This is a genomic window from Gorillibacterium massiliense, assembly GCF_000455485.1.
GTDB classification, from domain to species: Bacteria; Bacillota; Bacilli; order Paenibacillales; family NBRC-103111; genus Gorillibacterium; species Gorillibacterium massiliense.
Genome location: NZ_CBQR020000139.1, coordinates 25754 through 38694, shown reverse-complemented (window position 1 = coordinate 38694; position 12941 = coordinate 25754). Strand labels below are relative to the sequence as shown.

General features: G+C 45.1%; 9 protein-coding genes and 1 other RNA gene. 1 reads left to right on the top strand and 9 read right to left on the bottom strand.

The window, feature by feature from the left end:
- Positions 1-190: 190 nt before the first annotated feature.
- Positions 191-1321: a protein kinase family protein gene (locus TJ79_RS18055; protein ID WP_052339721.1), complete on the top strand. Its 1131-nt coding sequence runs from the start codon at positions 191-193 to the stop codon at positions 1319-1321.
- 600 nt (positions 1322-1921) lie between these two features.
- Here the strand turns inward: TJ79_RS18055 and TJ79_RS18050 are convergent.
- The 9 genes from TJ79_RS18050 to TJ79_RS18015 all read right to left on the bottom strand — a co-directional run bounded on the left by TJ79_RS18050 (position 1922) and on the right by TJ79_RS18015 (position 12668).
- Positions 1922-2095 (bottom strand): hypothetical protein, encoded by a 174-nt coding sequence (locus tag TJ79_RS18050; protein WP_155987944.1) that lies wholly within the window; start codon positions 2093-2095, stop codon positions 1922-1924.
- 54 nt (positions 2096-2149) lie between these two features.
- Entirely contained in the window at positions 2150-3064 is a 915-nt protein-coding gene (locus TJ79_RS18045) for a hypothetical protein (RefSeq protein ID WP_040951737.1), read from the bottom strand.
- Positions 3065-3180: 116 nt separating this feature from the next.
- On the bottom strand, positions 3181-5475 hold the full coding sequence (locus tag TJ79_RS27590; RefSeq protein ID WP_040951736.1) for a S8 family peptidase: 2295 nt from the start codon (positions 5473-5475) through the stop codon (positions 3181-3183).
- Positions 5465-6565 carry an AAA family ATPase gene (locus tag TJ79_RS18035; protein ID WP_040951735.1) on the bottom strand — a complete coding sequence of 367 codons (1101 nt, stop codon included), beginning with the start codon at positions 6563-6565 and terminating at the stop codon, positions 5465-5467. Before TJ79_RS18035 ends, TJ79_RS27590 begins: the two co-directional genes overlap by 11 nt.
- Positions 6566-7161: 596 nt before the next feature.
- Positions 7162-7523: a transfer-messenger RNA gene (gene ssrA / locus TJ79_RS26820) on the bottom strand.
- A gap of 152 nt (positions 7524-7675) precedes the next feature.
- Entirely contained in the window at positions 7676-8158 is a 483-nt protein-coding gene (smpB, locus tag TJ79_RS18030) for an SsrA-binding protein SmpB (RefSeq protein WP_040951734.1), read from the bottom strand.
- 181 nt (positions 8159-8339) lie between these two features.
- The gene (gene rnr / locus TJ79_RS18025; RefSeq protein WP_081756984.1) at positions 8340-11432 is read right to left on the bottom strand and encodes a ribonuclease R; all 3093 of its coding nucleotides are present in this window, start codon (positions 11430-11432) and stop codon (positions 8340-8342) included.
- 160 nt (positions 11433-11592) lie between these two features.
- Positions 11593-11829 (bottom strand): preprotein translocase subunit SecG, encoded by a 237-nt coding sequence (gene secG, locus TJ79_RS18020; protein ID WP_040951733.1) that lies wholly within the window; start codon positions 11827-11829, stop codon positions 11593-11595.
- A gap of 122 nt (positions 11830-11951) precedes the next feature.
- Positions 11952-12668, bottom strand: a complete 717-nt coding sequence (locus TJ79_RS18015; RefSeq protein ID WP_052339720.1) for a M50 family metallopeptidase — start codon at positions 12666-12668, stop codon at positions 11952-11954.
- Positions 12669-12941: the final 273 nt, after the last annotated feature.

The following is a 12941-nucleotide window of genomic DNA, read 5'->3' as shown; positions in this document are numbered from 1 at the left end:
AGCGCCCCCCCGAGCAGTATTCTCACGCATTCCACTTCGTAGTGATCTTCTATAGGACTATACAAATTAGAAATGAAATCTGGAACTGTCTTCGAGTATCTTATTTGGGATCATGCTATCTGGCAACTATACTTTTGTTTTCCTACATATGCTACTATATGGGTAAACTAGACTGAATGGTTGTGAGAATGTGATTGCACCAGGAAGCATAATTCAATTCGATGTTAAGAAACAATTTAAACATATCAAATCCCTTGGAGAGGGAGGTACAGGAGACACTCATCTCTTTGAGGACGACACCACCAACATGTTATTTGCCTTTAAAAAATACGCTCCAAAGGATTCTAACTACATAGAAGAGCATTATCATCGCTTCGTTGACGAGATAAAAATACTATTTAATCTATCTCACCCCAATATTGTAAGAGTATATAATTACTATCTTTATCCTGAGTATAAGACTGGTTATTTACAAATGGAGTTTATTGATGGCATTTCAATAGCGGATTTCCAGCCTAATTCTTGGGGCAAAACTTGGGTAACTATTTTCACAGAAACCATTTCTGCATTTGAATATTTAGAAGCAAAAGGTATTCTTCACCGTGATATTCGTCCCGCAAATATTATGATTGATAAAAATGAAAATGTTAAGGTAATTGATTTTGGATTCGGAAAAAAATTGGACAACAAAGATCAGGACGGAAAAAGCGTTCTGCTTAACTGGCCCGTTACTCAACTCCCAATTGAAATTACTACTAAAGGAACGTATAACCACTCCACTGAGATATATTTTATCGGAAAATTATTTGGACATATTTTTAACGAAAACACTGAGGATTTTAAGTTCAAGTATATTATTGATAAAATGTCACAGTTAGATCCAAAAAATAGATATACTTCGTTCTGCGAAGTTTCTATTGATATTTCTCGCGGCATTCTTAGTGAATTGGATTTTACCGATAGACAAAAAGTAATATATAGAGAATTCGCTACAAATCTCTATACCCACATATATAAGTATATAGAACGATATGAGCCAATAAATGATATTAACGTGACACTGAATAAATTAGCCGTTGTGATCCGAAAAAGTTCTCTGGAAAATTCCATTCAAAATAATAGTCAACTAATAGACTGTTTCATTAATGGTTATTACACATATAGCACCAATACAGATATAAAAGTTTCAACTGTAGTTGATTTCTACGAATTACTGCGGAGCCTGCCATCACTTAAACAAAAAATTGTTTTAGATAATATATACACTCGACTTGCAAAAATTAAAGTTGACGTCAACAGTGATGACGATCTTCCGTTCTAAGTATTTCTGACAAAACGACCTATAAAACAAAAGTCAACCTTTAAAAAAGGCTGACCCCTACGGTTGGCAGACTCCCGTATGAAGTTCGGCTTGGGCCGTATCTCGGTGGGTGTTCAGGTAACCTTGTGCTACTGTTACACAGTGACTCCGGGTGCTCCTCCTTTTTGAACCACTTTCTTGTAGGCTGTTCGCAGGTTTTCCCCTTGAGGCAAGGCATATGAGCTGGGTTTGAGACGGGGACAGACGGATGAGTCACCAACACATGACGAAATCCAAAGTCACTAAGGTCTATCCTTGAGAACCGGTGATTCCGGCAGAAAGATGACGTCCTTATTTGGGGAGGCCATCGAATACGCGAAGTGACTGCGTAACCAAAGTCGAGTGGCTCTGCTGAAGAATCTGCAGGAGTCAGCAGTGATCATCGTACACGACGAAGGTAGACTTGCTGGGAAGGATGCTGAACAGGTCGCTTTTTTGATATTACATATGGAGGCGAGGGGAGTTGAATCCCTGTCCGAAGATAACGCAACGAAAGCATCTAAGGGTGTGGTCACAGTTTTGATGCCAACCGAGCGTCACCCCGTATTACATCTTTGTATATTAAAGTCCAATGTTCTTGAACAAGTTTTCAAATAATAGTTCAGTACCCGATGAAAGATGTAGCACAGCATATTTTAAGCCACTTTCCCTCTCCTCTCTAAGCAAGTGATCCAAAGAAGATTCGACGAAGTCTAATCCGCTTTCCAACAGACATAACTCAAGCTTATCTTCCATGTTTTTCTCCTCCATATTATATAAACATCCTCAATTGTTAAGACTAAGATCAATTTAATTAACAGAACCTCTAACTTCATGCACAATAGCATATAATTTTTTATTATTTATACTAAAGGCTGAGTAACGATCCGGCCTAGCATCTATACCTGATTTATTCATATTTAACTCGCCGATACAACAGCATATAATTGGCGTATTATTTTTTTCAAGATGTTTAATATAGTCATTCAAAAAACCAAAAAGTCTAAATTGAGGGCGGTTATTGGCTTCAAAGCGTTCGTTAAAATGAACTTTGACCTTTTTGCTATTTTTAGTTTTCAAATTAATGTACGCGTACTTTTTTTCTTCATCCCAATAGAATTTCAACACCTCACCTACAATACATCTTACTTTTCCAATATCCTTATCATCAATATTCTCAATTTTTCTAACTGGTATGGGTGGCTCTCGACCTTCTGTAACATCCTCCCCTTCACCAAACAATGCACTTGTACCTGTCGGAGAGAGTGTAGTATCTATCTTTCCACCTCCGACTCCATCCGGCTTTACAACCCCTCCACCTTTTAAAGGCCCATAACTTTGTTGTTTCTGAAGAAAAGCTCGGTACGCTCGAGACAAAACTGAGCTCATATGCTCATCGGATATATTATACTTATAAGATGGATCCCTTCTACGACGAGACCGCTCAGATTCTTCTTGCTCAATGCCGTTTGGACAACCTTCGATATGTAGTCCTTTTAATGGTTCTGTTTCGCTTTTTCTCCATGTTCGAAAATGATTAACTTGAACATTGCCAGACACAAATATAAGCTTTGCCATACATTTAGGATGCGGACAAAATAAATGATCCCTATATATTGATTCGTAGCTCTCCTTATCTAAATCGCTCGGGCCTAAGTATAGTACAAGCTCGGTCCCATCTGCATTTTTCTTTCTATATACTGCTTCAGTAATCTTTATAGACAAGAATTTCACCTACTTCATTATATATGCTTGTTTAAGAAGGAAGGCAGTCAATGCACAATAAAAATCTTTTGGCTCTGACTGCCTTCATTAAGTATTCGTATGTAATTGGGAATAATCTAACCTCTTATCATGATTTCATTAATCGATCTAACCCTTACCACTTCCAATTTATTGTAATTCTCTATTGTTTTATTGTAGGCATTTCCCAAATATTTTTTATAATGTACAGTGATTGCTATTGCATAATTAATGAAGTCGGATGTATTCGCAATGTTCCGGTCCATACCATGTAGTACTAAGTAGGGTGCTTGTATACTCTGATACTTATTTATTGGCATACTCTTTTTTACAATCGTATCCCACTTAAAATTAGCTCTTCTTTGCTGTTCATTTTTATAAATATTACCTGATGCAGTTATTGGATTTGTACTTAATTTCCAACCCTTTACTTTTAGTTGCTCAATTTCATTCTTATCATTAATTAAGTGCCTTTTAAAATTATTTTTCTTATCAGGAGAACTAATTTGATAAATACTAGAGTTGGGATAAAAGAAATCTTCAATACAATTAGTCGTATAATCTTCTGAGTGATTTGGATTTGGAGGTGTAGCGATAGCAATTGTCCAAGTGATGTCAACTGGCCCTCTATAATCGAGTCCCTCAACAAACGGTATATTGACTTTTGCAAACTTAGTCGGTAAGATTCGGTTTTTATATAATACCGTCACTTTATTTTCTGTACAACCAAGTATTTCCTCGACGGAATCGGGTATAGCTCCAAAACCTAGATGTTTATCGTGTTCTTCATTTGGATGGACAGCACTTTGTACAATCAAAGCTCGTGCTACTAGTGGGTCCGCAACACCACATCTGCCAATTAATTCGGCTGCCTTACTAGCTACAACAGGGGATGAAAAACTAGTACCAGCTGCAAGCAACTTATTACTGCCGTTTTTACCTAATAGATGGTATGGATGATCCTCACAGCCTCCAAAAGCTACTATATCCGGTTTTACCTTACAGCCTTCTCTGCCTTCACCAATACAACTATACGGAGCTCTTATAATGGTGTTGTTTGTATCGTATGTGTACGAGCCTACCCCCAGCCCGTTAATGATATCTGCTGGAGCTTGAATCCTTCTATCTTCTTCATTTGGCATATCCCCATCATTACCAACTGCTACTGTGAAGAGACGTTCTCCTTTACTAGACAAACTGTCAAGAACATAGGTGAATCTTGAAATGTAATCTTCTTCAATCGGACCATAAGGTCCAATTGATAAGTTAAACACTTTTATATCTGTTCTCTTTGGCACTACTTCCTCTATCACGTCTATTACTTCGTATAAGTTTATGTCATACGGATCGCTAAGAGGCAAGACTCTAAAACTCTCAACAGTGACTGGTGGGGTTGGTAACACCGAACCAGCACCATATCCCTTTAAATTTCCATATAAAATACTTCCTGCTACGGCTATACCGTGCTCGATATCATCTTCAGATTCTAAAGTAATGATAGGATTCCTTGCAGTTACATATCTTTTAAGCAACGGATGGTCTTCTTTAATTCCACCATCGAACATGCCAACCAAAACTGATGACCTATAGTCACCCTTCGGAGGATTGGGAAGAGGAAATCCACTTAATCCTCCACGAAACATTGGAACTCCTCTAAATAGCAATGGATGAGCGGTTCTAATAGGATTAAATTTCAGAATTTGTTTTAATGTATCTCTTCCACAATACAGGCTCATAAACATAGGCCCAGGATAATAGCTTTTATAATTAATTTTTTGTTTATCACCACCCGCGGCTTGAAACAAATTGATAAACTTTGAAATCACTTCTTCTTCAAGCTCACCAAACGGATGGAATACTAACTCAATCCTCCCTGGTTCCCAATCAGCTGAAAAAATGTCAATCAAACTATTATTCTCGCTTACATAAAAATCTTCAATTTTTTGAACATCCTCGATAAACCCTTTAAGCAACTGAGATTGTTTTTGATTTAACATTTTATCAAAATGTTGCAGTGATTCTTGATTTATTCGTAAGAAAACGTTTTTTCCAACATCAATCTTGGGCTTACCTGTCTTATCTGTAGTCGTTCGCGTCCACTTTTTTGAACCGACATCCTCAGCTCCAGACTGCTTAATTAAATTTACTGGATGAAAAGATTTAGCAGTATATCCTATTGCCATTTTTAAATTAACTATAACATCGCTTACACGGAGATTGTCTGGCATCTCTTTAATTTTTTCTTTTGCCAAAGTAATGTTCGCAAGAAGTTTCAATCTCGCCTCCTCATACGATGGCAAATTGTCTTTGTTGATTGGTGGTCCCGGTCTGTTTTTTTCAAACTCAATATATTCTTCACCTCGAGCTAAAATAGGCAGAAAATCATTTTCCATTCTCACCATCTCCTTTTAAATAATATTGTATTGTCGATGGGCTCTTATCCAATAATTCTGCCAATTCTCGAATTGATAGTTTAGTCATTTTTCTGGCAGCCTTGCATAACGCTTTATTAAAACTAACCTCATCTTTGCTCATAAGAAATACAAACTCTTTAAGAATGATCTCAGCAGGGTCAATATCATCAAGAACATATCTCCTTTTCACTCTATCAGCAAGTTTGCACAAGTCTGCACCTGAAGCCCCCTGAGATAGGCTTGCCAACAATGGGATGAATGGCTTTAATGTCGACTCAATTTGAAACTGCTCTTGTAAAATATTTAACCTCTCCAACTCACCTGGTAAGTTGATTTCTAATACACGGTCAAACCTTCTCCAAATAGCTTTATCTAATAGTTCCGGATGATTTGTTGCTGCCATAAGTATTGAGTGAGACGGCCAATCCTCGATTTCCTTCAGCAGAACATTAACAATTCTCTTCAGCTCTCCTAGATCTGACATATCATCTCTTTTTTTTGCAACTGCATCGAACTCGTCTAAAAAAAGTAAGGTCGGTTCCTGCCGAGCATAATCTAAAACATTCTTAAGATTTTGTCCTGTTTGACCCAAATAACTGGATATTGAGGTTGCCAAGTCAAGTGTAGCAAATTTTAGCTTAAATACCCCCGACAAATACTTAGCTAAATACGTTTTACCAACCCCCGGAGGACCATAAAGCAATATTGACGATGGTGGTGTTAAACCTACTGACAATAACTTTGTCGAGTTCTCCCTTTCTTTAATAAAATCATCAATTTGTTTTTTGATGTCCGAGGAAAGAACAGGACTAATGATCTCATATGGTTCCTCAACACTTGCTAATGATTTCCTTGAAGTTGAATCTAAAGGAGAATTATCAACGCCAACTGATCTTCTAGTATTCACACCGACTCCGTGTAACTCCAGTGCCTGAGCTATCTCTTCTGCTATCTTGGGATGAGTGTCTTTAATTTGTCTAACAGCTCTAATTGCAAGAGAACGAACCGTCCTGAAGTCATTGTCTAGTGAGGCACGTATTATTCTTGGTAGTAGTGATTCTATAGCCATATGTATTACACCTCAACTTATAATTCTTTTTTAATACACTAAATTATACCATTGAACCAGGGGTATTTCAATAAACTGTATTAATAATTTTATTTTACATAAAATTTAGTACAATACAATTTGCGACAAGAAGAAATACATTCGGGACTTCTTCTTATCATTTGTTATTATATGATTTTCATAAAATTATTCAGCAATCTATTCTAACTCCTTAATTATGTATTCTAATACAATATTTTACCTACTCTCGATTCAATTGTATCGTTAGATAAATCCTACATGTTTCTCTCTGTATGAATAATTTGGACATGAATTTATCTGCAAGCTGGTGTAATATTACTGATTACCAAACGTCAATCTCAACAAGGTAACGCTTTCTAAGGCATTAATAGTACTACGGCTTATTATAACGAGTTACTGTATTCATGGCAGTCCTAACCCGCCGTCATTGCATAACATCAGGGAATCTGACTGTATGCATGGTTAGTACACTTGTAAACCTATGTTCTACAAGGCTTTAAAACCACCATGTATATAGTTATATTCGTCTAAAAAAAAGTGAACATACCCTTTTCGAGCATGCTCACTGATCTTACATATGGAGGCGAGGGGAGTTGAACCCCTGTCCGAAGATAACGCAACAAAAGCTTCTACGGGTGTAGTCACAGTTTTGATGTCACCCGAGCGTCGCCCCGTAACCGGCTACGCGTTGGGTCAGCCTGATTGTCTTCTTCAGCACACCCCAGGCGGAGATGTAGCAGCGTATCCCACTATAGGTTAGCCCCTAGCCCGCTACATGGGCGATAGAAGGTAGGAGCCTGGTGACCGTTATTAGGCGGCCAGAGCCAGAGTTGGTTGTTGTTTGCCGTTTAATAGGCTTCCGCGTTTTATAGTGGACACAGCCCCACTACCCGCTACTTAAGTCCGAACTATCCCCGTCGAATCCAAAAACGCCCCCGAATTAGAAATTGCGGCTGTCTCTGCGTGGTGGGGCAGAAACGAAGCCACATCTGTATTGCTTACCTAGTATATCATATCTAGCTGCCTAAATGCTTAGGATGTCCGCGGAAAAATTGGTTGAAACTGAGCTTTCGTCCTGAAGTCGCCTTTTTAGTTGGCTTTTTGCCGTTCCCTTAACGCCCGTTGAATATCGCGTTGAGCGTCTTTTTTGGCTGCGTCATGGCGTTTGTCAAATTCCTTCTTCCCTCGTCCGAGGCCGATGAGAAGCTTGGCGTAGCCGTTCCGGGTATAAACCTTGAGCGGTACGAGGGTGTAGCCTTCCCGTTTGACAAAACCCAGCAGCTTATGGATCTGAGCTCGATGGAGCAAAAGCTTGCGGGCACGGGTTGGATCATCCGGGTTACTGCGGTTGCCTTGCTCGAATGGGCTGATGTGCATGTTATGAATGAAGGCTTCGCCGTTGCGGATGGTAGCAAAGCTGTCGCTGATGTTAGCTCTCCCGCCGCGCAGCGACTTGATCTCCGTTCCCGTCAGCACAAGTCCCGCTTCATAGGTCTCTTCGATGAAGTAGTCATGGGAAGCTTTTTTGTTTTGCGCCAGCGGCTTATGTTCTTTATCGCTTTTCTTCGCCATGCCTAACATCTCCTTAAGACTTCTTACAGGAACTCATTGTATCAACTGGGAAAAAGGAAATCAAGGGGCGCAAACGGTTATAGCGAAACAGCAACAGCACCCGGGGCATCTATCTCCCCCGGGCGCTGTTCGCTGGCGCAGGCCGCGCGCATGCGGCGGCCTGCCTTGCCGGCGCCGCTGCCTACGGCTTGCGGCGCGGACGCTTGCGCGGGCCCTCTGGGCCGGGCCCGCTATCGCTGCTGCCGGAGCTGCTGTGCGGTTTGGCCGATGGATCCGGCCAAACGACGCGCTTCGCTCCGGCTGGCGCATCGGCGCCGCGCGCTGCCCCGGCATCGCCGCCGCTGGCGGTGGTGCCGGCTGCGTCTCCGCGGCCGCTGCGGCTGCGCCGCTTTTTGCTGTCGGCGCCAACCCCTTCCGGCAGAAGGGTGCCCACCACTTCAACGCCGGCGTTTCCGCCGCGGGCTTCCATGCCTTCGAAGCGATTGCCGCCTCTGCCTTTCTGCTTCCTTCGAGCCCCTTCGCGGTTCGTCCATTCGGCGCCGTCGGAGCTCCAGTCTTCTTGCGTTGCAGGTTTCGGTTCAGCCGCGGGTTGAGTTCCGCCGCCAATGGCGAGGCTTCCCTTGCCTCTCCGCTTCCCGCCTTTGCTTGCTTCGATCAAACGGGGGCCTTGTTCAAAGTCGATGACACCCATGTTCTCGACAAGTCCGCTCCGGTCCGCATTTCCCTTCTTCCCGCGGCGCCTGCCTTTATCTTTGCCATTGCGGCCGCCATTACCAGCTTCAGAACCAGCGCCTACGGTTGCAGGGGCACCTTCCCCGCCACCGATCCGTACGCCGGGAGCGAGAACCGGCCCGCCATTCCCACCGTTTCCGCCATTGCCATTGCGGTTCTTCCCTCTGCCCTTTTTGCCTTTGTCATTGCTATTGCCTTTTCCATCGGCGACCTTGCCATTACCCGCGACATTGCCGTTCTTGCCGTTTCCGGCTTCACCAACGCGTCCGGTCTTACCCTTCTGGCCTTTACCGCCTTTGCTCCCGCGACCTCCACCAAAGGCAAACCCGCCATCGCGACCGCCTTGGCCTTTGCCGCCTTTTCCACCGCGGCCATTACCGCCGCGTCCGCCGCCGAACTCCCGGCGCGGCTTCATATCCACCAGTTCAAAGTCGATGGTACGCTCGTCCAAGTTCACCTTGGTGACCCGCACCTTCACTTCGTCGCCTAAGCGGAAGATTTTGCCCGACCGTTCGCCCACCAGCATATGCTGAGCTTCATGATGATGGTAAAAATCATCCGTCAAATAGCTCAACCGGATCAAGCCCTCCACGGTGTTGGGCAGCTCGATGAACATGCCGAAGCCGGTCACGCTGCTGATGATGCCTTCGAATTCTTCGCCGACCTTGTCCAGCATGAATTCGGCTTTTTTCAGAGCATCGGTTTCCCGCTCTGCTTCCACGGCCAGCCGCTCACGCTCCGAGGACTGACGAGCATAGTCGTCCATCCGCCCGTTCAAATACTCCAGACGCTTCTCCGGCAGCGTGCCGCCAGCCTCCAGCACCTCGCGGATCACCCGGTGGATGATCAAGTCCGGATACCGGCGGATGGGAGACGTGAAGTGGGAGTAAAACTCCGCCGCCAAGCCGAAGTGCCCCACATTCTGAGCATCGTACTTCGCCTGCTTCATGGACCGCAGCAGCACGGTGCTGATGACGGTCTCTTCCTTCGTTCCTTTAATGTCCTCCAAAATCGCCTGCAGCGACCGGGGATGAATTTTATCCCCCTTGCCGCCCTTCATCGTATACCCGAAATTGGTAATAAATTCGGCAAAACGGAACAGCTTTTCCGTATCCGGCTCCTCATGAATCCGATAGAGGAACGGCACCTTGAGCCATGTAAAATGCTCCGATACCGTCTCGTTCGCCTTAAGCATGAACTCCTCGATGATGGATTCGGCGATGGACCGCTCTCTTTTGATGATATCGACAGGCTTGCCTTCTTCATCCACAATGACCTTGGCTTCTTGGAAATCAAAATCAACGGCGCCCCGGCGCATCCGGTTCTTACGCAGAACCGTCGCCAACGCTTCCATCTGTTTGAAGTCGTCCACCAAATAGTCGTACCGCTTCAGCAGCTCCTCATCCTCGCCTTCGAGGATTTTCCGCACGTTGGTATAACTCATCCGTTCCACGGTCTTGATCACGCTGGTATAGACGTCGTGGCGAACAACCTTGCCCTTCTCGTCGATCTCCATCTCACAGCTGAGGGTCAGCCGGTCCACCTTGGGGTGCAAGCTGCAGATCCCGTTGGACAGGCGGTGCGGCAGCATCGGAATGACCCGGTCCACCAAATATACGCTGGTGCCCCGATTGTAGGCTTCCTTATCGAGCTCGCTGTTTTCCCGCACATAATAGCTGACGTCGGCGATATGAACGCCCAGCAAAAAGTTGCCGTTCGGCAGCTTTTCCACCATGACCGCATCGTCCAAATCTTTGGCGTCCTCGCCGTCGATAGTGACGATTTTTTTGCCGCGAAGGTCCCGGCGTCCCTTAAGATCCTCATCGCTGATCTCATCCGGCACCCGTTCCGCTTCCGCCATCACTTCGTCCGGGAATTGCTCCGGCAGTTGGAATTGGCGAATGATCGAGAGAATATCGACCCCCGGGTCATCCTTATGCCCGAGGATTTCGATGATTTCCCCTTGGGCGGCCGAGCGGCCTTCGGGATAGGCAACGATGCGGGCTACAACCTTTTGCCCCGTTACCGCCCCCATAAACGCTTCCTTCGGGATGAAAATATCCCGCACGATCCGCTTATCATCGGCAATCAGAAAGCCGTAGCTCTCCAGGTTTTGAAAAACGCCCACGACTTGGCTGATCGCCCGTTGGACGATCTTCACCACTTCGCCTTCCAGTTTTCCTCCAGCCGGGCTGCTTGCCGTTACCCGTACCAGCAAAATATCACCGTTCATGGCTCCCGCCAGATCGTTGGCGTGAATGTAAATGTCCGGGTGTTCCCGGTCGTCGGGAATCAGAAACCCGAAGCCTTTGGCATGAGCCTGCAGCCGTCCGCGAACCAAGTTCATCCGTTCGGGCAGCCCGTACCTTTCGGTGCGGGAGCGATAAACGAGCCCTTTATCCATCAGCCCGTCCAATAATTTTAAAAAATCTTTAGTGTCCTGAGCGTCTTCGATTGCAAACTGCTTTTCCAGCTCTTGATAGGTCATCGGTTTATATTGTTCGTTTGCCAAAAAAGCGAGCAGCTCCTGCTCTGTGACCATAGCATCACCTACTTATCTCTAGTATGCGCGTCCCGCGCGCTTTATAGTCCGCCGAATTCGGCGCTTTATCTCATCTTTTACCCAAATGAAAAACTTTCCAACATGAGCAAGCAAAAAGAAACGGCGGGATCCATCGATCCCGCCGCGAGACTCATTTTAATCAGCCTTTTACGATATACGCCACCACAATGGAAAGCACGAGGAACAGGACAGCCAATACAATGGTTAACCGCGCCATGAAAAGTTCAAGGCCGCGTGCCTTCGTTCTACCAAAAAGATGTTCCGCGCCGCCGGAGATGGCGCCCGATAGACCTGCGCTCTTCCCTTTCTGCAGAAGAACAACGGCAATCAAGCCTACACAGACGATGAGCAGAAGAATTTTCATGAAAAGAATCATATTTTCCACCTCCTTGAAGCCGGACCATTTTGTCCGATTAGACACAGTATCACTATTTTAGCATATCGACGTCTATCAAGCAATAATATCACCCCTGCAAAATGGACGCAACCGCCCTTCCCTTATGCTCCTCTTCCAGGTCGTCCCTCGCTCGACAGAGCGGGCTTCGGCTGACGATAACGATCCCTGCTGACAAAAGCGAGGATGGCGTTTTTGGCGCACCAGAGAGCGATAATCAGCATAATGACGGACCAGGCGATAGCCGGCAGCGGGGTAACGTCGGCGAGAATAGCGGCATCCCCAGCACGGCTCGGAGCTTGCAAAGAGTAAAGAATCAACGTGACGGGACCCATAGCGGACTCCTCCAACGAAAGAAACGCGATCAGCAGGAAGTAATATTTTTGTACGGCAGCCGGAAGCAGAAAAACCACGATGGTCAGGACGAGGAAGCCGATCAACCAGGTTACCCCAAAGGAATTGCGCACAAAAAGCAGGAGACTGACTGCCGCGATGGCCGTGATGATCCCTAAACCGGCGGTATATTTTCCCCGGGCATATAGACTGAACAAGAGCCAGGCAAATAACGAAGCAATAACGTACCCCGCAAGTGCAACCGGCACCATCCGAAAACCGTTCGCAACCAAAGAGCGGGTGACGCCGCTGTGATCCGGATAGAGACTGATATTCATCACCCTACCCGACAGCATCAACGTGACGATGGCGTGGCCGAATTCGTGAACCATCGTGTCGACGTTGCGGAAGAATGAAGAAAACGGAATCAGCCGCGTCAATATCGCCGATCCGATCAAAAATGCGATGGCCTTCAACCAGTTGCTCAAACCGCATCATCCTTTCGTGCTATATGGATTTCGTCGCTGCAAAACCTGATTATTCTGGAGAGTCGCTGTTGCGCTCAGATTCCATGATTAGATAACCCCATAGAGGTAGGAATCCGACCGCAAAGGCGACCGCTGACGCTGTCCTGAACAAATCTTAGATAATCTAAGATTGGGTTCAGGCGGCTTCGCCGTTTTTCACACATTCGCTCATGGCTTTCAAGCGGCATGTGTGGCTATTCCAGAACAATCGGTTTCTCCGCTTCTTAATCCTTT

Coding starts and splice junctions, on each gene's coding strand:
- TJ79_RS18050 (WP_155987944.1), bottom strand. CDS start 2,095: ATGGAAGATAAGCTTGAGTTATGTCTGTTGGAAAGCGGATTAGACTTC.
- TJ79_RS27590 (WP_040951736.1), bottom strand. CDS start 5,475: ATGGAAAATGATTTTCTGCCTATTTTAGCTCGAGGTGAAGAATATATT.
- TJ79_RS18035 (WP_040951735.1), bottom strand. CDS start 6,565: ATGGCTATAGAATCACTACTACCAAGAATAATACGTGCCTCACTAGAC.
- smpB (WP_040951734.1), bottom strand. CDS start 8,158: ATGGCGAAGAAAAGCGATAAAGAACATAAGCCGCTGGCGCAAAACAAA.
- rnr (WP_081756984.1), bottom strand. CDS start 11,432: ATGGTCACAGAGCAGGAGCTGCTCGCTTTTTTGGCAAACGAACAATAT.
- secG (WP_040951733.1), bottom strand. CDS start 11,829: ATGATTCTTTTCATGAAAATTCTTCTGCTCATCGTCTGTGTAGGCTTG.